At 67.1% G+C, this 26708-nt stretch carries 27 protein-coding genes and 1 pseudogene; 7 read left to right on the top strand and 21 right to left on the bottom strand.

The features are described 5' to 3' along the window. Window positions 1-8 precede the first annotated feature (8 nt). Window positions 9-1532, top strand: coding sequence for a lysine--tRNA ligase (gene lysS / locus AruCF_RS10640; protein WP_049073203.1), 1524 nt, complete (start codon window positions 9-11; stop codon window positions 1530-1532). A gap of 15 nt (window positions 1533-1547) precedes the next feature. After that, the gene (locus tag AruCF_RS10635) at window positions 1548-1871 is read left to right on the top strand and encodes a hypothetical protein (protein WP_049073202.1); all 324 of its coding nucleotides are present in this window, start codon (window positions 1548-1550) and stop codon (window positions 1869-1871) included. 55 nt (window positions 1872-1926) lie between these two features. Here the strand turns inward: AruCF_RS10635 and pdxR are convergent, their stop codons facing one another. Further along, entirely contained in the window at window positions 1927-3435 is a 1509-nt protein-coding gene (gene pdxR / locus AruCF_RS10630; protein ID WP_049073201.1) for a MocR-like pyridoxine biosynthesis transcription factor PdxR, read from the bottom strand. Window positions 3436-3612: 177 nt separating this feature from the next. Between pdxR and AruCF_RS10625 the strand changes: the two genes are divergently transcribed. Beyond that, window positions 3613-4866 carry a benzoate/H(+) symporter BenE family transporter gene (locus AruCF_RS10625; protein WP_083036697.1) on the top strand — a complete coding sequence of 418 codons (1254 nt, stop codon included), beginning with the start codon at window positions 3613-3615 and terminating at the stop codon, window positions 4864-4866. Next, window positions 4863-5690, top strand: a complete 828-nt coding sequence (locus tag AruCF_RS10620; RefSeq protein ID WP_172803081.1) for a YggS family pyridoxal phosphate-dependent enzyme — start codon at window positions 4863-4865, stop codon at window positions 5688-5690. Before AruCF_RS10625 ends, AruCF_RS10620 begins: the two co-directional genes overlap by 4 nt. Before the next feature lie 19 nt (window positions 5691-5709). Here AruCF_RS10620 and AruCF_RS10615 read toward each other — a convergent pair whose 3' ends face one another. From AruCF_RS10615 to AruCF_RS10580, 8 genes are read right to left on the bottom strand one after another with little or no spacing between them, the layout of a single operon-like run. After that, entirely contained in the window at window positions 5710-6363 is a 654-nt protein-coding gene (locus tag AruCF_RS10615) for a TetR/AcrR family transcriptional regulator (protein WP_049073199.1), read from the bottom strand. Next, entirely contained in the window at window positions 6360-7514 is a 1155-nt protein-coding gene (locus tag AruCF_RS10610) for a thiolase family protein (protein WP_049073198.1), read from the bottom strand. Before AruCF_RS10610 ends, AruCF_RS10615 begins: the two co-directional genes overlap by 4 nt. Then, on the bottom strand, window positions 7511-9364 hold the full coding sequence (locus AruCF_RS10605; RefSeq protein ID WP_049073197.1) for an AMP-dependent synthetase/ligase: 1854 nt from the start codon (window positions 9362-9364) through the stop codon (window positions 7511-7513). Before AruCF_RS10605 ends, AruCF_RS10610 begins: the two co-directional genes overlap by 4 nt. Further along, entirely contained in the window at window positions 9361-10155 is a 795-nt protein-coding gene (locus AruCF_RS10600; protein ID WP_049077697.1) for an ABC transporter ATP-binding protein, read from the bottom strand. The genes AruCF_RS10605 and AruCF_RS10600 overlap by 4 nt, the downstream gene beginning before the upstream one ends. A 40-nt stretch (window positions 10156-10195) precedes the next feature. Next, entirely contained in the window at window positions 10196-11377 is a 1182-nt protein-coding gene (locus AruCF_RS10595) for an ABC transporter substrate-binding protein (RefSeq protein WP_049073196.1), read from the bottom strand. Between the two features lie 41 nt (window positions 11378-11418). After that, window positions 11419-12456 carry a branched-chain amino acid ABC transporter permease gene (locus tag AruCF_RS10590; protein ID WP_026384306.1) on the bottom strand — a complete coding sequence of 346 codons (1038 nt, stop codon included), beginning with the start codon at window positions 12454-12456 and terminating at the stop codon, window positions 11419-11421. Window positions 12457-12458: 2 nt separating this feature from the next. Continuing rightward, the gene (locus tag AruCF_RS10585) at window positions 12459-13337 is read right to left on the bottom strand and encodes a branched-chain amino acid ABC transporter permease (RefSeq protein WP_049073195.1); all 879 of its coding nucleotides are present in this window, start codon (window positions 13335-13337) and stop codon (window positions 12459-12461) included. Continuing rightward, window positions 13337-14134 (bottom strand): ABC transporter ATP-binding protein, encoded by a 798-nt coding sequence (locus tag AruCF_RS10580; RefSeq protein WP_169538040.1) that lies wholly within the window; start codon window positions 14132-14134, stop codon window positions 13337-13339. Before AruCF_RS10580 ends, AruCF_RS10585 begins: the two co-directional genes overlap by 1 nt. 258 nt (window positions 14135-14392) lie before the next feature. Here AruCF_RS10580 and AruCF_RS10575 point away from each other — a divergent pair, with 258 nt between their 5' ends. After that, window positions 14393-15196, top strand: a complete 804-nt coding sequence (locus AruCF_RS10575) for an enoyl-CoA hydratase/isomerase family protein (RefSeq protein WP_049073194.1) — start codon at window positions 14393-14395, stop codon at window positions 15194-15196. 9 nt (window positions 15197-15205) lie between these two features. On the opposite strand, the pseudogene AruCF_RS10570 reads toward AruCF_RS10575, so the two are convergent. Next, window positions 15206-15400: pseudogene (locus AruCF_RS10570) on the bottom strand (hypothetical protein); the annotation flags it as partial. A gap of 36 nt (window positions 15401-15436) precedes the next feature. On the opposite strand from AruCF_RS10570, the gene AruCF_RS29110 reads away from it, so the two are divergent. Further along, a complete protein-coding gene (locus AruCF_RS29110) occupies window positions 15437-15580 on the top strand; it encodes a hypothetical protein (RefSeq protein WP_156524693.1) in 144 nt (47 codons plus the stop codon). Between the two features lie 169 nt (window positions 15581-15749). Here the strand turns inward: AruCF_RS29110 and AruCF_RS10565 are convergent, their stop codons facing one another. The 11 genes from AruCF_RS10565 to uvrB all read right to left on the bottom strand — a co-directional run bounded on the left by AruCF_RS10565 (window position 15750) and on the right by uvrB (window position 25333). Then, complete coding sequence (locus tag AruCF_RS10565) at window positions 15750-16640, bottom strand: methylglyoxal synthase (protein WP_049073192.1); 891 nt, start codon at window positions 16638-16640, stop codon at window positions 15750-15752. Window positions 16641-16742: 102 nt separating this feature from the next. After that, window positions 16743-16937, bottom strand: coding sequence for a Fe-S cluster assembly protein IscX (gene iscX / locus AruCF_RS10560; protein ID WP_020928322.1), 195 nt, complete (start codon window positions 16935-16937; stop codon window positions 16743-16745). After that, window positions 16937-17278 (bottom strand): ISC system 2Fe-2S type ferredoxin, encoded by a 342-nt coding sequence (fdx, locus tag AruCF_RS10555; protein ID WP_049073191.1) that lies wholly within the window; start codon window positions 17276-17278, stop codon window positions 16937-16939. Before fdx ends, iscX begins: the two co-directional genes overlap by 1 nt. A gap of 9 nt (window positions 17279-17287) precedes the next feature. After that, window positions 17288-19150: a Fe-S protein assembly chaperone HscA gene (gene hscA, locus AruCF_RS10550; RefSeq protein ID WP_049073190.1), complete on the bottom strand. Its 1863-nt coding sequence runs from the start codon at window positions 19148-19150 to the stop codon at window positions 17288-17290. Window positions 19151-19215: 65 nt separating this feature from the next. Then, window positions 19216-19728, bottom strand: a complete 513-nt coding sequence (hscB, locus tag AruCF_RS10545) for a Fe-S protein assembly co-chaperone HscB (protein WP_049073189.1) — start codon at window positions 19726-19728, stop codon at window positions 19216-19218. Window positions 19729-19731: 3 nt separating this feature from the next. After that, window positions 19732-20055: an iron-sulfur cluster assembly protein IscA gene (gene iscA / locus AruCF_RS10540; RefSeq protein ID WP_006386172.1), complete on the bottom strand. Its 324-nt coding sequence runs from the start codon at window positions 20053-20055 to the stop codon at window positions 19732-19734. 2 nt (window positions 20056-20057) lie between these two features. Next, a complete protein-coding gene (gene iscU, locus AruCF_RS10535; protein ID WP_006386173.1) occupies window positions 20058-20462 on the bottom strand; it encodes a Fe-S cluster assembly scaffold IscU in 405 nt (134 codons plus the stop codon). 33 nt (window positions 20463-20495) lie between these two features. Continuing rightward, complete coding sequence (locus AruCF_RS10530; protein ID WP_049073188.1) at window positions 20496-21707, bottom strand: IscS subfamily cysteine desulfurase; 1212 nt, start codon at window positions 21705-21707, stop codon at window positions 20496-20498. Between the two features lie 18 nt (window positions 21708-21725). After that, entirely contained in the window at window positions 21726-22271 is a 546-nt protein-coding gene (gene iscR / locus AruCF_RS10525) for a Fe-S cluster assembly transcriptional regulator IscR (protein ID WP_049073187.1), read from the bottom strand. Between the two features lie 194 nt (window positions 22272-22465). Next, on the bottom strand, window positions 22466-22957 hold the full coding sequence (locus AruCF_RS10520) for a low molecular weight protein-tyrosine-phosphatase (RefSeq protein WP_006386176.1): 492 nt from the start codon (window positions 22955-22957) through the stop codon (window positions 22466-22468). 249 nt (window positions 22958-23206) lie between these two features. Then, complete coding sequence (gene uvrB / locus AruCF_RS10515) at window positions 23207-25333, bottom strand: excinuclease ABC subunit UvrB (RefSeq protein ID WP_231891602.1); 2127 nt, start codon at window positions 25331-25333, stop codon at window positions 23207-23209. A 77-nt stretch (window positions 25334-25410) separates the two neighbouring features. Between uvrB and AruCF_RS10510 the strand changes: the two genes are divergently transcribed. Further along, window positions 25411-26610 (top strand): amino acid aminotransferase, encoded by a 1200-nt coding sequence (locus AruCF_RS10510; protein WP_049073186.1) that lies wholly within the window; start codon window positions 25411-25413, stop codon window positions 26608-26610. The last annotated feature ends 98 nt before the right edge of the window (window positions 26611-26708 follow it).

Raw genomic sequence — 26708 nt, 5'->3', positions numbered from 1 at the left:
CCCCGACCATGACCGACCACACGACCGCTCCGGCAACCGCCCAGGATGAAAACCGCTTGATCGCCGAACGGCGCGCCAAGCTGGCCAAACTGCGCGAAACCGGGGTCGCGTATCCCAACGATTTCGTCCCCGACGCCCGCGCCGCCGCCCTGCACGACAAGTACGACGACCAGACGCAGGAAGCCCTGGCCGCCGCGCCCGTCACCGTCAAGGTCGCCGGCCGCATGATGCTCAAGCGCGTCATGGGCAAGGCCAGCTTCGCCACGCTGCAGGACAGCACCGGCCGCATCCAGATCTACCTGGACCGCGGCACGCTGGGCGAAGACAGCTACGCCGCGTTCAAGCAATGGGACATCGGCGACATCATCGCGGTCGAAGGGTCGGTCTTCAAGACCAACAAGGGCGAACTGTCGGTGCACGCCGCCACGGCGCGCCTGCTGTCCAAGTCGCTGCGCCCGCTGCCGGACAAGTTCCACGGCGTGGCCGACCAGGAACTGCGCTACCGCCAGCGCTACGTCGACCTCATCATGACCGACGCCACGCGCCGCACCTTCGAGGCGCGCAGCAAGGCCGTGGGCAGCATCCGCCAGTTCATGCTGAACGCCGGCTTCCTCGAAGTCGAAACGCCCATGCTGCACCCGATCCCGGGCGGCGCGGCGGCCAAGCCCTTCGTCACGCACCACAACGCGCTGGACATGGAAATGTTCCTGCGCATCGCGCCCGAGCTCTACCTCAAGCGCCTCATCGTCGGCGGCTTCGAGCGCGTGTTCGAGGTCAACCGCAACTTCCGCAATGAAGGCGTGAGCCCGCGCCACAATCCGGAATTCACGATGATGGAGTTCTACGCGGCCTTCGCGGACTACCGCTGGCTGATGGACTTCACCGAGGAACTGATCCGCCAGGCCGCCATCTCGGCCACCGGCAGCGCCGTGCTGACCTACCAGGAACGCGAGCTGGATCTGTCCAAGCCGTTCGACCGCCTGACCATCTGCGAAGCCATCCTCAAGTACGCCCCGGGCTACACCCAGGCGCAACTGGACGACCCGGCCTTCGTGCGCGCCGAGCTCAAGAAGCTGGGCGCCGACGCCGACGGCCCGGTGCTGTCGCGCGCCGGCCTGGGCGCGCTGCAGCTGGCGCTGTTCGAGGAAACGGCTGAAGCCAAGCTGTGGAACCCGACCTACATCATCGACTACCCGGTCGAAGTGTCGCCGCTGGCGCGCGCCTCCGACACCCGAGAGGGCATCACCGAGCGCTTCGAGCTGTTCATGACCGGCCGCGAGATCGCCAACGGCTTCTCCGAGCTGAACGATCCCGAGGACCAGGCCGAGCGTTTCCGCTCGCAGGTCGAGGCCAAGGACGCCGGCGACGAGGAAGCCATGTACTACGACGCCGACTACATCCGCGCGCTGGAATACGGCATGCCCCCGACGGGCGGCTGCGGCATCGGCATCGACCGCCTGGTCATGCTGCTGACCGACAGCCCCAGCATCCGCGACGTCATCCTCTTCCCGCACCTGCGCCGTGAAGACTAAGACGCGGGCGGCATCATGATCGTCAAGATCCTGATGCTGGCCGCGGTGGTTGCGGCACTGTTCTTCATGGTGATGCAACCCCGCCGCGGCCGCGGCGGCTACGCCACGGGCCCCGCGCCCGCGCGGCGCACGCCGCTGTTCATCGCGCTGTGCCTGGCCACCGCGCTGGCCCTGACCGGCACGCTGGTCACCGCGGTGATCTGGATGGGCAGCGTTGCCGGCGGCGTGACCGGCGGCGGCTACCATGGCGAAGCCGATTTCCTCCTGACCATCGCCGGCGCCCTGCTGGCGATCGCCGTGGCCTGCGGGGTCGGCGCCTTCCTCAAGCGCAAGGGCTGATTCCGCGCCTCGGGCCGTCCGCGGGCAACCGCCTTCCGCGGCGCCAGGCCCCCTCCTACCCCTTCTTCCTTAACGCGACCGCCAGGCGCCGCATGGCCAGGTCGATCTCGTGCGCGCTGAGCGAGGCATAGCCCAGCAGCCAGCCCTGCAGCGCGGGCGGTCCCGCATACAGGCGCGCCAGGCCCGGCAGCACCAGGCCGGCCTGCGCGGCGCGGCGGATGGTGTCGGCCTCGGACCATCCCGGCTCCAGCAGGCACGGCACCTGCAGTCCGCCTTCGGGACGCAGCGCGCGCGCCACGCCCGCCAGGTGTTTGCCGACCGCCTCCAGCATGGCCTCGCGCCGCCCGGCGTACAGCTTGCGCATGGCGCGCACGTGGGCGTTGTAATGGCCATCGGCCATGAAGCGCGCCAGCGTCAGCTGCAGGACCTGCGGCGTATGGCCGTCGACGATGCTGCGCGCGCGGCTGAAGGCGCCGACCAACTCGTCCGGCAGCGCCATGTAGCCCATCCGCAGCCCAGGATAGAGCGTCTTGCTGAAGGTGCCCAGGTAGATCGTGCGGCCATGCCGGTCCAGGCCTTGCACGCACGCGGTCGGCAGGCCGTCGTAGTGGAATTCGCTGTCGTAATCGTCCTCGATGATCCACTTGCCGTTTTCGGCGGCCCAGCGGGTCAGGTCGAGCCGGCGCGCCAGCGACAGCGTCGCCCCGGTCGGATACTGGTGCGACGGCGTCACATAGACGCAACTGGCGCCGCTGCGGTCGGCCCGCAGCAGGTCGGTGCGGATCCCGTGCGCATCGACGTCGATCGGCACCACCCTGGCCTCGGCGAACTCGAACGCCTTGCGGGCGCCGAAGTAGCCCGGGTTCTCCAGCAGGATCGGCTTGCCGGCATCCGCCAGCAACTGCGCGCACAGGAACAGCGCCTGCCGCGTGCTGCTGAGCACCACGATCTGCTCGGCACGGATCCGGGCGCCGCGCTCCAGGTTCAGATAAGTCGCGATCGCGCGGCGCAAGGGCTCGGCGCCCTGGGGATCGCCGTGCAGCAGCACATGGCCGCGATGGTCCTTCATCACCTGCCGCTGCAAGCGCTCCCACACGTCCGTCGGAAAGGTGCGGGTCTCGGGCAGCCCGGTGGCGAATGCCTGGATCGTCTGCTGGTCGGTCACGCCGCCGCTGTCGAAGATCGCGCGGCCGCGCCGGCTCAGGCCGGCCGCCGGCGCGGACGGTTGCGCCGTCGCCCGGCGTTCGCGCTGCGGGGCGCGGCGCCGCGCCGAACCGCGCAGTTCGGTGCCGATGGTCTCGGACACATAGCTGCCCGAGCCCTTGCGCCGCGCGATGAAACCGTCGCGCTGCAACTGCACGTAGGCATTCTCGACCGTGTCGCGGGCCACCCCCAGCAACTGCGCCAGCGCGCGGGTGGCGGGCAGCTTCACGCCGGGATCCAGGTCGCCGTCCAGCACCAGCGCGCGCAAGGCGCGCTGGATGCGCAGGTGCAGGTCGAGCGGCGCCAGGTCGGCGTCGCCCATGCGGATTTTCAGCGTCTCAAGCGCGAATGTCTTGCTCATGTAGCCTGCCCGCAGGCGGAGAAAGTGTCACTGGCAGCCTGCCATTCCAGGCGAGGCAGAAGTCGTCGCGCCGAAAAAGTGGTCTGGCACGTATTGCCAAAGTGTACTGCCTTGACAGTCCAATGCCGCGCTACAAAGTGGTCTGCCGTTCAACCTTTCCCGCTTCCCACCGCCCCCATGTCATCGCCTAGCGCCTCTTCCCTGTTCCCGCGCGATCTCGTCCATGCCATCGTCGCCGGCCTGATCTCGGTCATCGTCAACTACGGCGGCACCTTCATCCTGGTATTCCAGGCCGCCAAGGTCGCCGGCCTCAGCCCGGCGCTGACCGCCTCCTGGGTCTGGTCGGTGTCGATCGGCGTGGGCGTCACCGGCATCCTGCTGAGCTGGCTCAGCCGCGAACCGGTCATCACCGCGTGGTCCACGCCTGCGGCCGCGTTCCTGGTCACGGCCCTGGCGACCACGCCCTATGCCGAGGCCATCGGCGCCTACCTGGTCTCGGCCGCCGCCTTCGTCCTGCTCGGGCTGTCCGGCTGTTTCGACAAGGCCATCCGCTTGATTCCTCCGGGCGTCGCCGCGGGCCTGCTGGCGGGCATCCTGCTGCCCTTCGGCATCGGCGCCTTCGGCGGCATGAGCCTGGACCCGCTGCTGGTGGGCTGGCTGATCCTGGCCTACGTCGCGCTCAAGCGCTACACCGCGCGCTACGCCGTGGTCGGTATCCTGGTGTCCGGCCTGGCGCTGCTGCTGGCGCAGGACCGGGTCGACCTGTCGGGGCTGCGGCTGGAGTTCGCCGCCCCCGTCTTCACGGCGCCCGAGTTCTCCCTCAACGGCCTGCTGAGCGTGGCCCTGCCGCTGTTCCTCATCACGCTGACCGGCCAATACATGCCCGGCATGCTGGTGCTGCGCAATGACGGATTCAAGACCAGCGCCAACCCCATCGTCACCCTCACCGGGCTGGGGTCGCTGCTGATGGCGCCCTTCGGCTCGCATGCCTTCAATCTGGCCGCCATCACCGCCGCGATCTGCACCGGCCGCGAAGCGCATGACGATCCGTCCAAGCGCTGGATCGCTGGCATCGCCGCGGGCATCTTCTATATCCTGGTCGGCGTGTTCGGCGTGACGCTGGCCGCCGTGTTCATGGCGCTGCCCGCCACGTTCATCACCACGCTGGCGGGCCTGGCCCTGCTGGGCACCATCGGCGGCAGCCTGGCCAGCGCGCTGGCCGACGCCAAATCGCGCGAGGCCTCGCTCATCACCTTCCTGGCGGCCGCCGCCAACATCAAGCTGTTCGGCATCGGCGGCGCCTTCTGGGGCCTGGTGATCGGCTTGCTCGCCCACGCCGCGCTCAATGGCCGCCTGCCGCGGCGCATCCGCCCGCCCCGCCACATTGATCTGCCGCGTCCTGAGTCCGCCGGCAAGGACATGGTGAAATGATGACGCTCCCGCCCGATTCTTCCGAGAACGCGCCCGGCGCCCCCGATACGCAGACCCATCACGACCAGCACGGCCGCTATCCCCAGGCCCTCAACGTCGAGGACTTCCGCCGCAACCTGGCCGCGATCCGCGCGCGCATGGACGCCGCCTGCCGGCGCGTCGACCGCGACCCGGCCAGCGTGCGCCTGTTGCCGGTCAGCAAGACCATGGACGAATCGCGCATCCGGCTGGCCCATGCCGCCGGCTGCCGCCTGCTGGGCGAGAACAAGATCCAGGAAGCCCATCGCAAATGGGAGAACACCACGGACCTGGCCGGCCTGCGCTGGTCGGTCATCGGCCACTTGCAGACCAACAAGGCCAAGCTGATGGCGCAGTTCGCCAGCGAGTTCCAGGCCCTGGACAGCCTGCGCCTGGCCGAAGCGCTGGACCGGCGCCTGCAGGCGGAAGGCCGCGCGCTGGATGTGTATGTGCAGGTCAACACCTCCGGCGAGCCAAGCAAATATGGCCTGGCGCCCGACGAGGTGGCCGCCTTCCTCCAGGCACTGCCCGCGTTTTCTTCTCTGCGGGTACGCGGCTTCATGACGCTGGCGCTGTTCTCCCGCGAGGCCGAACGCGTGCGCCAGTGCTTCGTGCTGCTGCGCGGCCTGCGCGACCGCCTGCGCCAGGAGGCGCCGGCCGGCATCAGCCTGGACGAACTGTCGATGGGCATGTCCGGCGATTTCGAGATCGCCATCGAGGAAGGCGCCACCGTCGTGCGCGTCGGCCAGGCGATATTCGGCGCGCGCGCGTTGCCGGACAGCCACTACTGGCCCGGCGCGGCCTAGCCTGCGCGGCGGGACGGCGCTAGGCCACCGGCCAGCGCCCCGCGCCCTCCGGCAACGCCGGCAGGCTGGCCCGCAGCATCTCGTCGATGAACGCCGCGGGCCGCAGCCGGCCGTCGGGCTTGTACCACTGGACCGTCAGGTTCATCGCCCCCAGCACACAGCGCTTGATCACGCGCGCATCGCCGCGCAGCACACCCGCGGCCACCGCCGCCGCCACCGCCTCCTGCCACATGGCTTCGTAGCGGTCGCTCAGCGCCTTGACGCTGGCCTGGCTTGGCGCCGACAGGCTGCGCCATTCATAGACCAGCGCGTTCATCGCATCGCCGCCGGCGCCGTGCAGCATGCTCCACATATGCACCCGGAACAGCGCCGCCAGCCGGTCGGCCGGCGCCTGGTAGCGAGCCAGCGCCCGGCGGCCTTCGTCCAGCACCTCCTGGATGCCGTTGTTCATCACCGCCACCAGGATTTCCTCCTTGCTGCGGAAATGATGGAACAGGCTGCCGGACTGCAGGCCCACGGCGCGCGCCAGTTCGCGCACCGTGGTGCGTTCGTAGCCGTGCTTGCGGAACAACCGCGCCGCCGTCAGGATCACTTCCGCGCGGCGCAGCGATTCCGCGCCGTCTTCGTGACCGGCGTGTGCCGGCTGCGCCGCAACCTTGCTCGACCGGCTCATAACCGCTCGACGATGGTGGCGGTCGCCATGCCATGCCCGATGCACATGACTTGCAGGCCGAACTGGCCGCCCGTGGCGCGCAGCCCGGCCAGCATCTTGGCCATCAACGCCGCGCCCGTGGCGCCCAGCGGATGGCCGTGGGCGATAGCGCCGCCCCACGGGTTGACCTTCGCCGGATCCGCCTCCAGCGTCTTCAACCAGGCCAGCACCACGCTGGCGAAGGCCTCATTGATCTCGATCCAGTCCACGTCTCGCAGCCGCAGGCCGGCCCGCTCCAGGGCGCGCTCAGTCGCGGCGATCACGCCGGTCAGCTGCAACACCGGATCCGAGCCGATCGCCACCCGGGCGCGAAAGCGCGCCTGCGGCCGCAATCCGTCCGCCAACGCAGCCGTCCGATCCGCCAACAGCACCGCCGCCGCGCCATCGGCCAGCTGGCTCGACTGCGCCGCCGTCACGTTGCCCTGTCCCGGCGGCCGCAGGGCCGGCGGCAGCGCCGCCATCTTGGCCGGATCGGCGTGCTCGCGTATGCCCTCGTCGCGCGCCGGCGTGCCCGGCGGACCAGGCAGCAGTTCAGTGTGGCGTCCAGCGCTGGCGGCGGCCCAGGCGCGGGCATGGCTCTGCATCGACCAGGCATCCAGCTCGGCGCGCCCCAGCTGCCACGTCTCGGCGATACGTTCAGCGCTCTCGATCTGGTGGATCAGCGGATAGCGCCGCAACAAGCCGGGATTGAGCGATTCGAAACCGCGGAATTCGCGCTGGCCCAGCGTCACGTCCAGGAACATCGGCACGCGGCTCATGCTCTCGACGCCGCCAGCGACCACATAGCGCATGTCGCCGGCCGCGATTGCCTGCGCCCCGGCATGCACCGCCTGCTGGCTCGATCCGCACATGCGGTTCAGGGCCACGCCCGGCACCGTCTCCGGCAGGCCGGCCAGCAGCGCCGCCAGGCGGCCGATGTTGGCGCCCTGCTCGCCCGCCTGGCTGACACAGCCGGCGATCACATCATCGACCTGGCCGCCAGGCAATCCGGCGCGCGCCAGCAATCCCTGTATCACCTCCGCCAGCAAGTCATCAGGCCGGGTATCGGCCCACCAGCCGCCGCGCCGCCCGAACGGCGTGCGCACCGCCTCCACGATCACCGCTTCATTCATGCTGGCGTCTCCTCGGCGTAGAGCCGTTCGATTTCATCCGCATAGGCGCGGTAGATGCTGGCGCGGCGCACCTTCATGGTCGCGGTCACCTCGCCATCGTCGTGGTCCAGTTCCTTGGTCAAGAGATGAAAGCGCTTGATCTGCGCCACCGGCGCCAGCCCCGCGTTGGCGCGCGCCACTTCATCGGCCACCAGGTCGCGCACCTCGGCGCATTCGGCCAGCGAACGGAAATGGGTGAAGGCGATGCGACGCGATTCGGCCCACTTGCCGACCGTCTCGAACTCCAGCTGGATCAGCGCCGCCACGTAGCGCCGGCCGTCCGCGACGATCACGCACTCCTTCACGTAGGGGCTGCCCTTGACCGCATTCTCGATCTCGGATGGCGTCAGGTTCTTGCCGCCCGCCGTGATCATGATGTCCTTCAGACGGTCGACGATACGCAGCTGGCCGTCGCGCGCCTCGGCCACGTCGCCGGTATGCAGCCAGCCGTCGCGCACCGTCTCGGCGGTCGCGGCATCGTTCTTGTAATAGCCGGCGAACACCATCTCGCCGCGCACCTGCAATTCACCCTGCTCGCCCAGGCGCCAGTCCACTCCCAGGATAGGCTCGCCCACCGTGCCCGCCCGCACGCGGTCCGGATGCTGGCCGAAGATCATGCCGGTCGACTCGGTCAAGCCATACACCTCCACCAGCGGCACGCCGAGATTGCGGAAGTAACGCACCACCTCGGGCGCGATCGGCGCCGCCCCGGTCATCGCCACCCGGACCCGCCGCAGGCCGATGAAATTCTGCAAGGCGCGCAGCACCAGCCAATACCACAACGCATAGGTCAGCCGCTCGCCGGGACCGCGCTGGCGCGCCGACTTGTGCGCGAATGGCGCGCACGCCGCCAGCGCGCGCCGGTACAACCACCGTTGCAATCGGCCCGCTTCCTGCATCTTGATCGAGATCGACGCGTGCAGCTTCTCCCAGATGCGCGGCACGCCCAGGAATACGGTCGGCGCCACTTCGCGCAGATCCTCCTGCACCGTGCGAATCGATTCACCGAAATTGACCTGCGCGCCCAGGTAGATCGGCACGAAGGTCGACAGCATCTGCTCGGCCACGTGGCACAGCGGCAGGTACGACAGATGCACGCTGCGCGCATCCATGCCCAGCCTCTCGGCAATGCCGGGGGCCACGCCGCGCATGTTGCGGTAACTGAGCATCGCGCCCTTGGGCTTGCCAGTCGAACCCGAGGTGTAGATCATCAGGCCCAGGTCATCCAGCCCCTGCGTGTCCAGCAACTCATTCAACGCCTGCAACCCTTCCGCCTCCAGCCGCTGGCCGTCCGCCTCCAGCTCGGCGAAGGCGATGATGCGCGCGCGTTCGGCCGGCGCGTAGGAACGCAGCCCCTTGGTCTCCATCACCACGATGCGCCGCAACAGCGGCAGCCGGTGCGCCACCTGCAGCACCTTGTCGGTCTGCTCCTGGTCCTCGCACACCACCAGTTCGACGTCGGCATGCTCCAGCACATAGCCCATTTCCTCGGCCGGGCTCGTGGCATACACCCCCACCGCCACGCCGCCGACCGCGCCCGCGCCCAACTGCGTCAACAGCCATTCGAGGCGATTGTCCGCCACGATCGCGACCCGGCCGCCGCGCGACAGGCCGGCGGCCCGCAGCCCCAGCCCCACGCGGCAGGCGCGGCGCCAATACTGCGCCCATGACACCGGTTGCCAGATGCCAAAGTCCTTCTGCCGCACCGCGATGCCGTCGGGCTGGCGCCGCGCCTGTTCGCGCAGCATCTGCGGCAGGGTCAGCGCCGGCCAGGCCTCCCCGGCCCGGCCAAGGTCGATCGGCCCGTTCATGACAGCCAGCGCTTGCGGCGCTTGTAGTGCTTGATGTCGCGAAAGCCGCGCGCCTCGCCCGCGCCGCCCACGCCCAGGTAGAACTCGCGCACGTCGGGGTCAGCCGCGAGCTTCTCGGCCGTGCCGTCGATCACCACCTTGCCCGTCTCCATGATGTAGCCGTAGTGCGCCACCGCCAGCGCCACGGACGCGTTCTGCTCGACCAGCAACATCGACACCCCCTGTTCGCGATTGATGCGGGCGATGATGGAAAAAATGGTTTCCACCAGCATCGGCGACAAGCCCAGCGACGGCTCGTCCAGCAGCATCAGCTTGGGCTGCGCGATCAGCGCCCGCCCGATCGCCAGCATCTGCTGCTCGCCGCCCGACAGATAGCCCGCCAGGCCGCGGCGGCGCTCGTACAGGCGCGGAAAATACCCGTACACCAGATCGAAATCGGCCTTGGCGCCGCGCCTGCCGCTCAGCGCGTAGGTCGCGGCCACCAGGTTTTCCTCGACCGACAGATCCTCGAACACGCGGCGCCCTTCCATCACATGCGCGAGTCCGGCGCGCACCAGGTTCTGCGGCCGCGCGCCGGCGGTGTCGCCGCCGTCGAACAGGATGCGCCCGCGCGCCAGCTCGCCGTCCTCCAGGTCGAGCAGCCGCGACACCGCCTTCAGCGTGGTCGACTTGCCGGCGCCGTTGCTGCCCAGCAGGGCCACGATGGCGCCGGCCGGCACCGACAGCGACAGGCCGCGCAGCACCTGCACCGCCTTGTTGTAGACCACCTCGATGTTGTTGATGTCCAGCACCGTGGATGGCGACGCGGCGTGTCCGGGATTCACGGGCGCCTCACTGCAGCACGATCCAGTCGGAAGCCGGCACCATCTGCTTCTGCTTGGTATCGGCGCGATAGATCCGGCCCACCGGAATCGAATTGCCCTTGATGCTGATCGGCACGCCGATCAGTCCGCCGGTGTCGAAGTCCTTGATGCCCTCCAGCGCCGCCTTCATGTTGGCGCTGGTCAGCTCCTTGCCCGCATCCAGCGTGCGCTTGGCCACCTCGGTGAACAGCATCGCCGCCAGGAAGCCCTGCATGTAGCCGGTGCTCTGGTATTGCGGCCGCATCTCGCGGATCTTCTTGAGCATCGGCGCGTCGGCCGTCTCGTCGTAGTAATAGCGGTACGGCATCACGCCCATGAAGCCCTCGGCGTCCTCGCCCATCTGCATCACGGTGGAGTTGTCCATGGTCCAGAACGTGCCCATGTAGCGCGTCTTCAGGCCCATGCGCTTGCCCTGCCCGACGAACTCGGGAATCGGCGCCAGCACGTAGCCGTGGAAAATGGTGAAGTCCGGATCGGCGCGGCGTAGCTTGATGACCTCGGTCGACACGTCGACGCTGCCCGGCGGCGTCATGATCTCGGTGGCCACCGTCAGCCCCAGCTTCTGCGCCACCGCGCGCGAACTGGCGATCGGGTCGCGCCCGAACTCCGTGTCCGAATACACGAACGCCACCTTGGCGCCCGGCTTTTCCTTGGCGATGTAGCGCAGCAGGATGCCGAACATCTCCGTGTAGTCCGGCCCCAGCATGAACTGCGCCGGATACTTGGCCGGGTCATTCAGCTCGGTCGCGAACGACGCGCCCGTCATCAGGATGTTGCCCGAACGGTTCAGCTCGGCATTGATGGTCTTGGAGAACCCGGTCGAATCGCCATAGTAGAAATTGACCTTGTTCTGGCTGGTGATCTTCTTGAAGGCCGCCACCGACGCGTCCACCTTGTAAGCGGTGTCCTCCGGCACGTAGCGCAGCTTGCGGCCCTTGACGCCGCCCTGGTCGTTGACGATCTTGACGTAGTCGGTAATGCCGGCATGGATGCCCTGCCCGGCGAACGCGAACACCCCGCTCAGCGGGATCGAGCCGCCCAGCACCAGGTCCTCCTCGGCCTGGGCCGCCGGCGCCGCGGCCAACGCCAACGCCACGCCCAAGGGCGCCAGCAACTTCGATAAACCGCTGCCTATCCGGATGCGCTTCATGGTTTCGTCTCCTGGTTCTCTTGGGAATACGCGGCCGCCGTCTAGGTGCGGAATGGCCACAGATGGAAGTAGCGGCGCACGCGGCGCCAGATTTCCGCGAGCCCGTGCGGCTCGAAGATCAGAAAGCCCACGATCAGCAGGCCGAACACAATGGTGCGCACCGGCGAGATCAGCCGCAGGGCATCGCCCCCAACAGGCAGCCAGCCCACCACCAGCTTGAGCAGTTCGGGCACCATGGTCATGAACACGGCGCCCAGGATCGATCCCAGGATCGACCCCATGCCGCCCACGATGATGGCCGCCAGGAAGAAGATCGACATAATCAGCGGAAAACTCTCCGGCGTGACCACGCGGAAGAAATACGCCCACAGCCCGCCCGCCACGCCCGCGTAGAACGACGACAGCCCGAACGACAGCAGCTTGTAGCGCAGCAGGTGGATGCCCAGCACCTCGGCGGAAATGTCGCGGTCACGGATCGCGATGAACGCGCGGCCGATGCGCGTGCGGAACAGGTTGGCCGCGCCCAGCACCATCAGCGCCGTTAACGGCACGATCAGCCAATAGATCTTGAACGACGTGTCCAGATCGATCCCCAGCAGCCGCGCCGGCGGCACCTGCAAACCGCCGGTCCCGCCCGTGAAGGCCCAATTCGCGAACACGAAGTGCGCGATGAAAGACGCCGCGATGGTCGAGATCGCCAGGTACAGCCCCTTGACCCGCAGCGACGGAATCCCCACCAGCAGCCCGCCCAGCATCGCCACCACGCCGGCCCCCAGCAGATTCAGCAGCACCGGCGTGCCCAGCCGCAGTTCCATCACCGCAACGGTGTACGCGCCCAGCCCCATGAACGCGGCCTGCCCCAGGCTCACCAGCCCGGTGTAGCCCGTCAGGATGTTCAACCCCGTGGCGCTGGCCACGTTGATCGCCACCAGGCACGCCAGGTACAGCCAGTAGGCGTCGGCCACGAACGGAAACAGCGCCAGCGACGCCGCCAGCAGCGCCAGCCACAGCCGCTGGGTGCTGGTGTCGAACAGCGCCTCGTCGGCCCGGTAGGTCTCTTTCGCGGTCGCGATGCGCATGGCTACAGCCTCTCGATTTCGCGCGTGCCGAACAGCCCGTAGGGCCGCATCATCAGCACCGCCACCAGCACCACGAAGGTCGCCAGCAGTTTGTATTCGCCGCCCAGGTAGGCGCCGGCCCAGGCCTCCAGCAGCCCGATGAAAATGCCTCCCACCAAGGCCCCCGCCACGCTGTCCAGCCCGCCCACGATCACCACCACCAGCACCGACAGACCGAACACGCCCATCGACGACGAGATGCCGCCGATCGCCCCCACGATCACTCCCGACACCGCCGCGATCGCGCCCGCCGCCGCCCACGACAACGAAAACACCCGCGGCACGTTGATGCCCATCGCATACGCCGCCCCCTGGTCCGACGCGGTGGCGCGCAAGGCCACCCCGCCACGCCAGTAGCGGAACACCGCCAGCACCAGCAGCACCAGCGCCAGCGCCACCCAGAAGCCATAGAACACCTTGGGCGCGACAAACGCCTCTCCCACCATCACCGGCGCGCGCGGCATGAACTCCGGCAGGCGGCGCTGGTCCGCGGTCCAGATCAGTTCCACCACGCCCACCAGGATCGACGCCAGTCCCACGGTGATCATGAACACCGAGATCGGCGACTCGCCCAGCATCGGCCGGATCGTCAAGCGTTCCACCAGCGCGCCCAGCACGGCCGACAGCGCCACCGCTCCGGCGATCGCCGCCCACACCGGCCAGGCCATGCCGGCGGCGAAGGCATAGAACACGTAGGCGCCCATCATCAGGAATTCGCCGATGGCGATGTTCACTACCCGCGTCGCCTTGTAGACGATCACGAACGCCAGCGCCGCCAGCGCGTACAGGCCGCCGCTGCCCAGCCCCGCCAGCGTCACCTCCAGAAAGAACAGGCCGTCCATCAGGCCGCCTCGCGCAGCCGCCGGCGCAGGTCGCCGACGTCGCCCGCGCCCAGATAGGCCTTGATGACCTCGGGATCGGCCTGCACCGCCGCCGGCGTGCCATCGGCGATCACCTGGCCGAAGTTCAGCACCACCACGTGGTCCGACAGGTCCATCACCATGCCCATGTCGTGCTCCACCATCAGCACCGTCACGCCCCACTCGGCGCGCGCATCGAGGATGAAGCGCGCCATGTCGTCGGTCTCCTCGCGGTTCATGCCCGCCACCGGCTCGTCCAGCATCAGCACCTTGGGCTGCATCGCCAGCGCCCGCGCCAGCTCCACCCGCTTGCGCAGCCCGTACGACAGCGCCGCCACCGGCGCATGGCGGATGTGGTCGATCTCCAGGAAGTCGATGATGCGTTCTTCGATATCGGCGCGCAGCGCCATCTCCTCGCGCCGCGCCCGGCCCAGGTACAGCAGCGCATCGAGCACATTGGTGCGCAGGTGGGCGTGGCGCCCCAGCTTGATGTTGTCCAGCACCGTCATGCCGCGGAACAGCGCGATGTTCTGGAAGCTGCGCGCCAGCCCCAGGCGGGCGCGCTCGGGCGCCGCCACGCGCGTGATGTCGCGGCCCAGGAAGCGGATGGTGCCCGCGGCCGGACGGTAGAAACCCGAGATGGTGTTGAACAGCGAGGTCTTGCCCGCGCCATTGGGGCCGATGACCGTGGTGATGGATCCCGGCGCGACGCGAAAGCCCACGCCCGTAAGCGCCTTGACCCCGCCGAACGCCAACGTGACCCCATCCACCTCCAGCAAGGGAGGGCTATCGGATTGATCCACCTTTGTCTCCTCGCTGTTTATCGCGAAGCTGTTTTTCTATTGGCGGTGAATCAGCGTAGCCCCGAGGCAGGCGATGCGGCGAACCTGTCTTTACCTACGCTGTACAGCGCCGGAAAATCGTTCTATGCGTTACGCTTGCGTGGCGGACGGCAACCGAGCAAGCGCTTGGTTCCGACCATAGCATCGTGGTTTTTGGATCGAAAGTTGGTATTTACCCGATAACGGAGACAAGCCATGAACCCACCCCTGCCCGTCTTTCCCACCCTGCTGCTGGAAGCCGGCGACGGCATCGCCACGCTGACGCTGAACCAGCCCGCCACGCTCAACGCCATCGACGTCGCCATGGCGCTGGACCTGCAGCGCGCCGCCCAATGGCTCGAGACGCGCGCCGACATCCGGGTCGTGCTGCTGCGCGGCGCCGGCAAGGCCTTCTGCGCCGGCGGCGATATCACGCTGTTCGAAGGCGACGTCAACGCGGTGCGCGGCAAGCTGCTCGACCTGTTCACGCCCCTCAACGATTTCGTCGCGCACGTCGCGCGCATGGACAAGGTGTGGCTGGCGCAGATACACGGTGTCGCGGCCGGCGCCGGCCTGTCGCTGGTGCTGGCCTGCGACCTGGCCATCGCCGAGGCCGACACGCGCTTCATGACGGCCTACCTGAAGCTCGGCGCCACGCCCGATGCCGGCATGACGCATGGCCTGAACCGCCTGCTCGGCCCGCGCCGCGCGCTCGACCTGCTGCTGCGCCACGACGCCTTCAGCGCCGCCGATGCATTGGGCTGGGGCCTGCTCAACCGCGTCGCCGACGCCGGCCTGCTCGCGCAACAGGCGCAGGCCTATGCCAGCCAGCTCGCCAGCCACGCGCCGCACGGCATCGCCGGCGCCAAACACCTGCTGCGCAACGCCGCGCACGCCCCGCTGGAAACGCAGCTGGCCGAAGAAACCGCCTGCTTCCTGGAAACCGCGCGGCGCGAGGATTTCGCCGAAGGCGTGCGCGCCTTCCGTGAAAAACGCGCGCCGCGCTTCCAGGGCCGCTGACGCCCCGCGTCAGAACTTGTAGGTGACGCTGGCGATCGCGCTGCGGCGCGCGCCGTACCAGCAATCGCCGCGCGACAGGCACGTCGCCAGATAGGTCTTGTCGGTCAGGTTGTTGACGTTCACGGCGTAGCGCCAGTGACTGGTCTCGTACGCCATCATGGCGTCCACCAGCCACACCGGCGCCAGCTTGGGCCCGTCGCCATCACCGGGCTGGTCGCCGTCTCGGCGCTGCATTCCACCTTGACCGACGGCAACATGGTCGGTTCGACGGGCGCGGACTGCGCCGCCAGCGCGGCCGGCAGCAGGCTCAACGCCGCCGCCAGGCTGGCGCGGCGGGACATGGCAGGATCAAACATCGACATGGCTCCCCTTGATGAATTTTGAAGAGCCAGATGTTCTCTCGTTATTGAAGTGGTTCCTTTTCCCCACGAAAAGAAAGACTTCCCTGTTTACAGCAGGTCGCCCAAGAGGGGCGCGCCGCGGGCGCCCCCCTCCCAGGGAAAACGACAATAAAAAAGGCGCCCAAAGGGCGCCCCGTCGGCATGCTACCGGCTCAACCGCGTCCGGCCCGCAATTCCACCGCCTTGGCCCAGCGCCGCGCCACCGACGGCGAGGTCGCGCACGTGGCCGACTCCGTCACCACGCGCACCGCGCGTTCCAGCAACTGGATGTCCGCCTCGTGCTGGCGCGCCACATGGGGATCCTCGAAGAAGATGACCCGCTGGCACTGGTGCTCCAGCACCAGTTCGGCGATCTGCGCATCGCCGCCCAGCGGACCGCTCAGGTAGCGGTGCACCCACGGCGTGTCCTTGGGCCAGCCGCGCGACCACGCCAGTTCGTTCAGGCGGCCACCGGTGGTGCCGGTCGCCACGCGCCGCGCAAACTGCGACAGCACGTCGAAGTGCTCGGCCGCGAACGCCACCATCTCGTCCTTGAGCGCATCGTGCGCGATCAGCGCCAGCGTCTGGCCGGTGTAGTTGAACAGCCGCGACGCCGCCATGTCCGGCGCCAGGCCCGCATGCACGCGTTCGACCTCCATCCACTCGATGGCGCCGGCCAGCGTTGAAATGAAGGGACGGCCATGCGTGATGCACTGGCGCTTGAGCGCCAGCGCCTCGGGAAAGATCGACGACGGGTCCACCGGATCGATCAGGTAGATCGCGCCATCGAACGGCTCCTGTCCGTCGCGGCCCTCGGTCACGCGCGCCACCAGCTTCATCAGCCCGCCTTCGCGGCCATACGGATAGCGGATCAGGCCGGAATAGCCTTGCAGCATGCCCTCGCGCACGATGGCATCGTGGGTGCGGCCCACGGTATGCAACTGCACGCCCAGTTCGCGGATGGTGGACGAACAGGCCCGCAGCCAGGTGAACAAGGCGGCGTCGGGCGATTCATGGTGCAGTCGGTTGGCGGCCAGGCCAAAGCGCAATTGGGCAGCGGGCATCGGTAGACTCGGATGGCAAGGACAACGAAAGAGTCTTGATGATACCCCGCCGCCCGCGCCCCCAATGCAAAAACGCTCCCGAAGGAGCGTTTCGCTGGAGGATCAGTCGGCCTCGTCGATCCAGGCCATCTGGATGGCCTCCAGGATCTTCTCGCCGCTGCGTTCCGGGTCGTCATTGAAGCCCGGCAAGGCCAGCACCCATTCGCGCAACTGCGTGAAACGCAGCGTCTTGGGGTCGACGTCCGGATGGGCGTCCGCCAGCGCCTCGGCAATCTGGTAGGTATCGGTCCACTTCATCAATGACCCTCTTTCGCGTGGTTGATGGTGTACTTGGGAATCTCGATCGTCAGATCGGCATCCTCGACCCGCGCCTGGCACGACAGGCGCGAGGTCGGCGTCAGGCCCCAGGCCTTGTCCAGCAGATCCTCTTCGTCGTCGGTCGCGTCTTCCAGCGAAGCATAACCCTGCTTGACCACCACGTGACAGGTCGTACACGCGCACGACAGTTCGCAGGCATGCTCGATGTCGATGTGATTGTCCAGCAGGATGCGGCAGATCGACACGCCCTTGGGCGCGTCCTCGATCACGGCGCCCTCGGGGCAGTAGTCGGGATGAGGCAGTACGGTCAGTTTCGGCATAGCGTCTTATCAGGCGATTTCGTCAAGTTTGCGGCCGGCCAGCGCGGCGCGGATGCTGCGGTCCATGCGGCGCGCGGCGAATTCATCGGTCGCGGCCGACAAGGCCTCGACCGTGGCCTTCACCGCGTCCACGTCCTGCGCCTCCTGGGCGCGGGCGGCCGCCTGCAGGCATTCATCGACCCGTTGGCGTTCCTCGGCGTTCAGCAGGTCGCCGTCCACCGCCAGCGCGGCCTGCACCGATTCGACCAACTGACGCGCTTCCACCTGCTGCTCGCGCAGCATGCGGGCGCGGGCATCGTTGTCGGCCTGCGCCACGCTATCGGCCAGCATGCGCGCGACTTCGTCGTCGCTCAGGCCGTACGAAGGCTTGACCGACACCGCCGCTTCCACGCCCGTGCTCTGCTCGCGCGCGGTCACGCTCAACAGGCCGTCGGCGTCCACCTGGAACGTCACGCGGATGCGCGCGGCGCCCGCCACCATCGGCGGGATCCCGCGCAGCTCGAAGCGCGCCAGCGAACGGCAATCCGTCACCAGGTCGCGCTCGCCCTGCAGCACGTGGATGCTCATGGCCGTCTGGCCATCCTTGAACGTCGTGAATTCCTGCGCGCGCGCCACCGGAATGGTGCTGTTGCGCGGAATCACGCGCTCAACCAGCCCGCCCATGGTTTCCAGACCGAGCGACAGCGGCGTCACGTCCAGCAGCAGCCAGTCCTCGCCCGGGGCGCGGTTGCCGGCCAGCAGATTGGCCTGCAGCGCGGCGCCCAGCGCCACCACCTGATCCGGATCCAGATCGGTCAGCGGCTCGGTGCCGAACATCTCGCCCACCGCGGCGCGCACCACCGGCATGCGCGTGGCGCCGCCCACCATCACCACGCCGCGCACGTCGGCGGGTTTCAGCGCGGCGTCGCGCAGCGCCTGGCGCGCGCTATCCAGCGTGCGCTGCACCAGCGGCTGGGCCAGCGCCTCGAACTGCGCGCGGGTCAGCGTGTGATCGATCACCTGGCCATTGGCCAGCGTCAAATTCAGATTGGCGTCCTGCGCGTCCGACAGCGCCTCGCGCGCCACGCGCGCCACCATCAGCAGGCCGCGCCGGTCGGCGTGCGTCAGTGCTTTGGCGCCCGCGGCCGCCACCACGTGATCGACGATGAGCGAATCGAAGTCGTCGCCGCCCAGCGCGGTATCGCCGCCAGTCGAGATCACTTCGAACACGCCCTGCGTCAACCGCAGGATGGAAATATCGAACGTGCCGCCGCCCAGGTCATAAACAGCGTAAACGCCTTCGGCGGCATTATCCAGACCGTAGGCGATCGCCGCGGCGGTCGGCTCGTTCAAGAGGCGCAGCACGTTCAGGCCGGCCAGGCGCGCCGCGTCGCGCGTCGCCTGGCGCTGGGCGTCATCGAAATAGGCCGGCACCGTGATGACGGCGCCCACCAGGTCGTCGCCCAGCACGTCCTCGGCGCGCTGGCGCAGCACCGCCAGGATCTGCGCCGACACTTCCACCGGGCTCAGGTCGCCCTGCGCGGTGCGGATGCGCACCATGCCGGGCGCGTCCACGAATTCGTACGGCGCGCGCGTGGCGCGCGCCTCTTCCAGCGAACGGCCCATGAAACGCTTGACCGACACCACCGTGTTCAACGGGTCTTCGGCTTGCTGCGCCAGCGGTTCGCGCCCCGTGGTGACCTTGCCGCCGGGGAAATAGCGCACCGCCGACGGCAGCAGCACGTGGCCCTGCGCATCAGGCAGGACCTCGGCGACGCTGCTGCGCACGGCGGCAACCAGGGAATTGGTGGTGCCCAGGTCGATCCCCACCGCCAGCTTGCGCTGGTGCGGCGCGGGCGATTCGCCGGGCTCGGAAATCTGCAATAAGGCCATGATTGTTTTTTCTACTCAGTAGGCGGCGAAGTCCGGGCGCCCCGCGGCCGGGCCATCCTGGGGGACTAGGAATCGGGATGGGCCTGGGCCAGCTCCTGCGCCAGCTTCTCCACGAACATCCATTCCCGCACCTTGAGACCCGCCGCGGCGTAGTCGCGCTGTTCGTCCAGCAGGCGCGTCAACGCGGCGCGCATCTGCTGCCGGGCATCCTCCAGCTCGGTCCGCAGCTCGGCCAGCACGCCGGCGTCATTGCGCGCGTCGTCCATCATTTCGCGCCAGGTCATCTGCTGCATCAGGAAAGCCGTGTCCATCGACGTATTGCTCTCGGTCTGCAGATCCACGCCGGCCTGCTCGCACAGATAGCGCGCCCGCAACAGCGGATCGCGCAACTGGCGGTAGGCCTCATTGGCGCGCGCCGCCCACTGCATGGCCACGCGGCGTTCCGCGGGACTGGCCGTGGCAAAGCGGTCGGGATGCACCTGCGCGGCGACGGTGCGCCACGCCGATTCCAGCGCCTGGGCGTCCAGGTCGAAGCGTGCCGGCAAGCCGAACAGGCTGAAGTGATCGTCTCCAGCCAAGACTTACACCGTGAACGACTCGCCGCAGCCGCAGGTCGCCTTCTCGTTGGGGTTGCGGAACTTGAAACCTTCGTTAAGGCCTTCGCGGGCGTAGTCCAGCTCGGTGCCATCCAGGTAGGCCAGGCTCTTGGGATCGACGAACACCTTCACGCCGAAGCTCTCGAACACTTGGTCTTCGGGCGCCGCGTCGTCCACATACTCCAGCTTGTAGGCCATGCCGGAACAACCCGTCGTCCTAACGCCGAGGCGCAAGCCGATCCCCTTGCCGCGCTTTTGCAAGTAGCGGCCGATGTGGGTGGCAGCCTGTTGGGTCAGGGTAACGGACATGTTCAGCTCGCAACAGCTTCGGCCGGAACCGAATGCTTTTCCTTGTAGTTCTGCACGGCGGCCTTGATCGCGTCTTCGGCCAGGATCGAGCAGTGCACCTTCACGGGCGGCAGGGCCAGTTCTTCGGCGATCTGCGTGTTACGGATGTTCATGGCTTCGTCCAGCGTCTTGCCCTTGACCCACTCGGTCACGAGCGAGCTGGAGGCAATGGCCGAGCCACAGCCGTAGGTCTTGAAGCGCGCGTCCTCGATGACGCCGGCTTCGTTCACCTTGATCTGCAGCTTCATGACGTCGCCACAGGCCGGCGCGCCGACCATGCCGGTGCCCACCGAGTCGTCCGACTTGTCGAACGAGCCGACGTTGCGGGGGTTTTCGTAGTGATCCAGGACTTTGGTGCTGTAAGACATGTTAGTTCTCCACGTATTCTTTGGCGCGGGCGCTCAGTGCGCGGCCCACTGCACGGTATTCAGATCGATGCCTTCCTTGGCCATTTCCCACAGCGGCGACATATCGCGCAGCTTGCCGACACGGCTCTTGAGCAGTTCGATGGTGTAGTCGACTTCCTGCTCGGTGGTGAAGCGGCCCAGCGTGAAGCGGATCGAGCTGTGCGCCAGCTCATCGTTGCGGCCCAGGGCGCGCAGCACGTAGGAAGGTTCCAGGCTGGCCGAGGTGCACGCCGAACCGCTGGACACGGCCAGTTCCTTGATCGCCATGATCAGGGACTCGCCTTCGACGTAGTTGAAGCTGACGTTCAGGTTGTGCGGCACGCGCTGGTCCATGTCGCCGTTGAGATAGACCTCTTCGATCTGCGACAGGCCGGCCCAGAGGCGATCACGCAGCATGCGGATGCGCTCGTTCTCGGTGCCCATTTCCTCGCGCGCCAGGCGGAAGGCTTCGCCCATGCCGACGATCTGGTGCGTGGCCAGGGTGCCCGAGCGGAAACCGCGCTCGTGGCCACCGCCATGCATCTGCGCCTCGATGCGCACACGCGGCTTGCGGCGCACGTACAGCGCGCCGATGCCCTTGGGGCCATAAGTCTTGTGGGCCGAGAACGACATCAGGTCGACCTTCAGCTTCTGCAGGTCGATCTCGACCTTGCCGGTGGCCTGCGCGGCGTCGACGTGGAAGATGATGCCCTTCTCGCGGCAGATCTCGCCCAGGGTTTCGATGTCCTGGATGACGCCGATTTCGTTGTTCACCATCATCACCGATACCAGCACGGTGTCGGGACGCAGTGCCGCCTTGAACACGTCCAGGTCGATCAGGCCGTTATCCTTGACGTCCAGGTAGGTCACCTCGAAGCCCTGGCGCTCCAGTTCACGACAGGTGTCGAGCACGGCCTTGTGTTCGGTCTTGATGGTGATGATGTGCTTGCCACGCTCGGCGTAGAAGTTGGCCGCGCCCTTGATGGCGAGGTTGTCCGACTCGGTGGCGCCGGAGGTCCAGACGATTTCACGCGGATCCGCGTTCACCAGCTTGGCGACTTCCTCGCGGGCGCGTTCAACGGCCTCCTCGGCTTCCCAGCCGAACGAGTGACTGCGCGACGCGGGATTGCCGAAGCTCTCGTACAGCCAGGGGATCATTTTTTCGACGACGCGCGGGTCGACGGGGGTCGTGGCCGAGTAATCCAGATAGATCGGACGGGTGGTCATTTCTACAACTCCTACTGCTTATACGGTGGCATTGGCCGCGACGGTGGTGGTCGGGGCGTTGGCGGCGGTATTGTTGGCGCCTCCCACCCGGTTCACTCGCACCGCGCAGGCCTGCGCTTGATTGTTGGCTTCCTGCAATTGGCGCACACGCTGCTGATCGACCAGATCCTGCAACGACACCGAATCCAGGTAATCGACCATCTTGCGATTCAATGTGGCCCAGAGCTCATGCGTCATGCACTTGCCAGGCTTGCCGTCGTTGCCGCTCGTACAGTCCCGCTTGCCACCGCAGCTGGTGGCATCCAGGGGTTCGTCGACGGCGAAGATGATGTCGGCCACGGTCACGTTTCGCGCCAGACGGGCGAGCGAGTAACCGCCGCCGGGGCCGCGCACGCTGTCCACGAGTTCGTGGCGGCGCAGTTTCCCGAACAGCTGTTCCAGGTAGGAAAGCGAAATATTCTGACGCTGGCTGATGGCCGCAAGAGTGACCGGGCCGCTATGCTGCCGCATAGCCAGATCGATCATGGCAGTCACGGCGAAACGCCCTTTGGTAGTTAGCCGCATGGTGAATTCCCTGTGATTCGGCAATGGCCGTCGGCGAATCCGGCGGTCAATACCCGAGTAATTGGCTCAAGTATAGCAAATTCCCGAGTAATTTGGTATGGCTCCCGGCTAGAAAAAACCGCGCTGTCGCGCGGTTCTTTTCACTGCCAATTTGCCAGGCGTCCCGCAGGACGCCCAAGCACACCGGAGGCCTCTTAGGCCGCCTGGTATTGGGTAGCGCGCTTGCGGACCAGCTCGAGCACGCCCTGACAGGCATCTTCGAGATAATCCAGCACCTTGCCGAAGCCATCGGCGCCGCCGTAGTACGGGTCGGGCACGGTGGCCTCCTCGAACTCATTGGCGAAGCGCATCAGCAGCATCAACTTGTGCTGATAGGCCTTGGGGCACTGTTGCTGCATGGCGGACAGGTTGTCCCAGTCCATGGCGAGGATGAGGTCGAAGTCGCGGAAGTCTTCCGCGGTGACCTGACGGGCCTCACAGTGCGTGATCTCGTAGCCGCGCTTGCGCGCTGCGGCCTGCGCCCGGGCATCAGGCGCCTCGCCGATGTGAAACGCGTGCGTGCCCGCGGAGTCGATGCGAACCACATCGCCCAAACCCGCGTCGTTCACCAAATGGCGAAACACGCCCTCTGCGCTCGGCGAGCGACAGATATTGCCCATGCAAACGAAAAGTACCTTGGTCATCATGGGAGTAAGTGTGCGGGAAAACCCGAGATAAGGCAAGCTTTTTTTGCTCCCGGGCACACCGTTTCGCATCAATGCGTCCCCTAAAATATTCCCTATAAATCAAATAGTTGAAAGCTATATTTAAGGTTATGCAAGAGACCGCCGATCGAATGCTTGTGCAAATTTCACGCCCACTTCGGCGACACTTCGCGCCAACCTGCAATTCAGCAGCCCGTCAGCGAAAAGATACATTTAGATAAGTATCGACCTTCATACCGCGCCATCCAACAGCACCCGTTGCTTGAGGGCCGTCAAGGCATCGCGGGCGGCCGCGGCTTGTTCGAATTCGAGGTTGCGGGCGTGGTCCATCATCAACTTTTCCAGGCGCTTGATCTCGCGCGCCAGGGCCTTTTCGTCCTTCAGCAATTCGGCCGGCACCGCGGCTTCCAGCGCGTCGTGCTGCACCGGCGCGACGATGCCGTCGATCAGCTCGCGCACCGCCTTCTGCACTCCCCGCGCGGTAATGCCATGGTCGGCATTGAACTGCAGTTGCTTGGCGCGGCGCCGGCTGGTTTCTTCCATGGCGCGCTGCATCGAGTCGGTGATGCGGTCGGCATACAGGATGGCGTGGCCGTTCAGGTTGCGCGCCGCCCGGCCAATGGTCTGGATCAGGCTGCGCTCGGAGCGCAGGAAGCCTTCCTTGTCGGCATCCAGAATGGCCACCAGCGACACTTCCGGGATATCCAGTCCTTCGCGCAGCAGGTTGATGCCCACCAGCACGTCGAACGTACCCAGGCGCAGGTCGCGGATGATTTCCACCCGTTCCACCGTGTCAATGTCCGAGTGCAGGTAGCGCACCCGCACCCCGTGCTCGGTCAGGAAGTCGGTCAGGTCCTCGGCCATGCGCTTGGTCAGCGTGGTGACCAGCACCCGCTCCCCCTGGCTGGTGCGCGCCTTGATCTGTCCCAGCAAGTCATCGACCTGGGTGCGTGCCGGCAGCACCTCCACGATCGGATCGACCAGGCCGGTGGGGCGCACCACCTGCTCGACCACGTTGTCGGCATGCTCCTTTTCGTAGGCCGCCGGCGTGGCCGAGACGAACACGCACTGGCGCATGCGGGCCTCGAATTCCTCGAGCTTGAGCGGCCGGTTGTCCAGCGCCGATGGCAGCCGGAAGCCATACTGCACCAGGGTTTCCTTGCGCGAGCGGTCACCCCGGTACATGGCGCTGAGCTGGCCGATGGTGACGTGGCTCTCGTCGATGAACATCAGCGCATCGGCCGGCAGATAGTCGATCAGCGTGGGCGGCGGCTCCCCCGGCGCGGCGCCGGACAGGTGGCGCGAGTAGTTCTCGATGCCCTTGCAGAATCCCAGTTCCTGCAGCATTTCCAGGTCGAAGCGGGTGCGCTGCTCAAGGCGCTGGGCCTCGACCAGGTGGCCGTCGTCGACGAAGCGCTTGGTGCGCTCGCGCAGCTCTTCCTTGATGGTCTCGATGGCGCGCAGCACGGTGTCGCGCGGCGTCACGTAGTGCGAACCGGGGTAAACGGTGAAGCGCGGCAACTTCTGGCGGATGCGGCCGGTCAGCGGATCGAACAGTTCAAGGCTTTCGATTTCGTCATCGAACAGCGTCAGGCGCAGGGCCAGCTCGGCGCTTTCCGCCGGGAAGATGTCGATGGTCTCGCCGCGCACGCGGAACACGCCGCGCGTGAATTCGGCGTCGTTGCGGGTGTACTGCATGGCCACCAGCCGCGCCAGGATCTCGCGCCGCGAGATCTGGTCGCCGGCGCGCAGGATCAGCACCATCGCGTGGTAGTCGCCGGGGTTGCCGATACCGTAGATGCACGACACGGTGCCGACGATGATGGTGTCGCGCCGTTCCAGCAGGCTCTTGGTGGCCGACAGGCGCATCTGCTCGATGTGCTCGTTGATCGACGAGTCCTTTTCGATGAACAGGTCGCGCGTCGGCACGTAGGCTTCGGGCTGGTAGTAGTCGTAGTACGAGACGAAGTACTCCACCGCGTTCTTGGGAAAGAACTCGCGCATTTCCGCGTACAGCTGCGCGGCCAGCGTCTTGTTGGGCGCCAGCACCAGCGCCGGCCGCCCCAGCTGGGCGATGACGTTGGCCATGGTGTAGGTCTTGCCCGAGCCGGTCACGCCCAGCAGGGTCTGGTACATCAGGCCGTCCTGCACGCCCTGGACCAACCCATCAATGGCGCCCGGCTGGTCGCCGGCGGGCGGATAGGGTTGGTACAGGTGGAACGGGCTGCCGGGGTAATCGACGTACCCCGGGCCGGGGGCCGCCGCGGCAGCGCCAGGGGCCGCATCGGCCGCCCCGTCGGTGACGGAGCCAACGGCTGCGGCACCCGCCGCGCTCGGGTCTATTGCGCTCTTAGGCATGCTAGACTGTTCCCAGGGTAAACCCCCCATTATCCACAGCACTTCCGACTGCGTCCACTCACCCTCAGCAGAGTCCCATGAGCACCCTTTTCGATTCCGTCGAACTCGCGCCGCGCGACCCCATTCTTGGTCTGAACGAACAATACAACGCGGACACCCGCCCCGGTAAAGTCAATCTGGGCGTGGGCGTGTACTACGACGACCAGGGTCGCATTCCCCTGCTGGGTGCCGTGCGCAAGGCGGAAATCGCCCGCATCGAGGCCGCCGCCGCTCGCGGCTACCTGCCGATCGAAGGCATCGCCGGCTACAACCAGGGCGCGCAAGCCCTGCTGATCGGCAAGGATTCCCCGCTGGCCGCCGCTGGCCGCGTCCTGACCACCCAGGCCCTGGGCGGCACCGGCGCGCTCAAGATCGGCGCCGACTTCCTGCGCCAGCTGCTGCCGACCTCCAAGGTCCTGATCAGCGATCCCAGCTGGGAAAACCACCGCGCGCTGTTCGAACGCGCCGGGTTCGAAGTCGGCACCTACGCCTACTACGATGCCGCCACCCGCGGCCTGAACTTCGACGGCATGCTGGCCGCCCTGAAGGCCGCGCCGGCCAACACCGTGGTCGTGCTGCACGCCTGCTGCCACAACCCCACCGGCGTCGATCCCACCTTCGACCAATGGAAGCAGATCGCCGCGGTCGTCAAGGAAAACAAGCTGGTGCCCTTCCTGGACATCGCCTACCAGGGCTTCGGCGAAGGCCTGCGCGAAGACGCCGCGGTCGTGCGCCTGTTCGCCGACCTCGACCTGACCATGTTCATCAGCTCGTCGTTCTCGAAGTCGTTCTCGCTGTACGGCGAGCGCGTCGGCGCCCTGACGGTCGTGGCTGGCAGCAAAGACGAAGCCACCCGCGTGCTGAGCCAGCTCAAGCGCGTCATCCGCACCAACTACTCCAACCCGCCCACCCACGGCGGCACGATCGTCTCCACGGTGCTGAACTCGCCCGAGCTGTTCGCCATGTGGGAAGAAGAACTCGGCGCCATGCGCGACCGCATCCGCCTGATGCGCAAGCAATTGGTCGAGAAAATCAAGGAACACGGCGGCAAGCAGGACTTCAGCTTCGTGCTGCAACAGCGCGGCATGTTCTCGTACTCGGGCCTGACCTCGGCCCAGGTCGACCGCCTGCGCGAAGAGCACGGCGTCTACGCCGTCTCCAGCGGCCGCATCTGCGTCGCCGCGCTCAACAGCGGCAACATCGACCAGGTGGCCAAGGGCATCGCCGCGGTGCTGTAAGGCACACCCCCGGCAACAGCCTCCAACGGGACCTTCGGGTCCCGTTTTCATTGCCTGTCACAAAACCATGTCCGCTCAACGCTTGCATTTTTGCGTTA

The sequence above is a fragment of the Achromobacter ruhlandii genome, from assembly GCF_002082135.1.
In the GTDB taxonomy this organism is placed as follows: Bacteria; Pseudomonadota; Gammaproteobacteria; order Burkholderiales; family Burkholderiaceae_B; genus Achromobacter; species Achromobacter ruhlandii.
The sequence above is the reverse complement of the archived record's forward strand: the minus strand, read 5'-3'. Positions and strand labels throughout refer to the sequence as shown.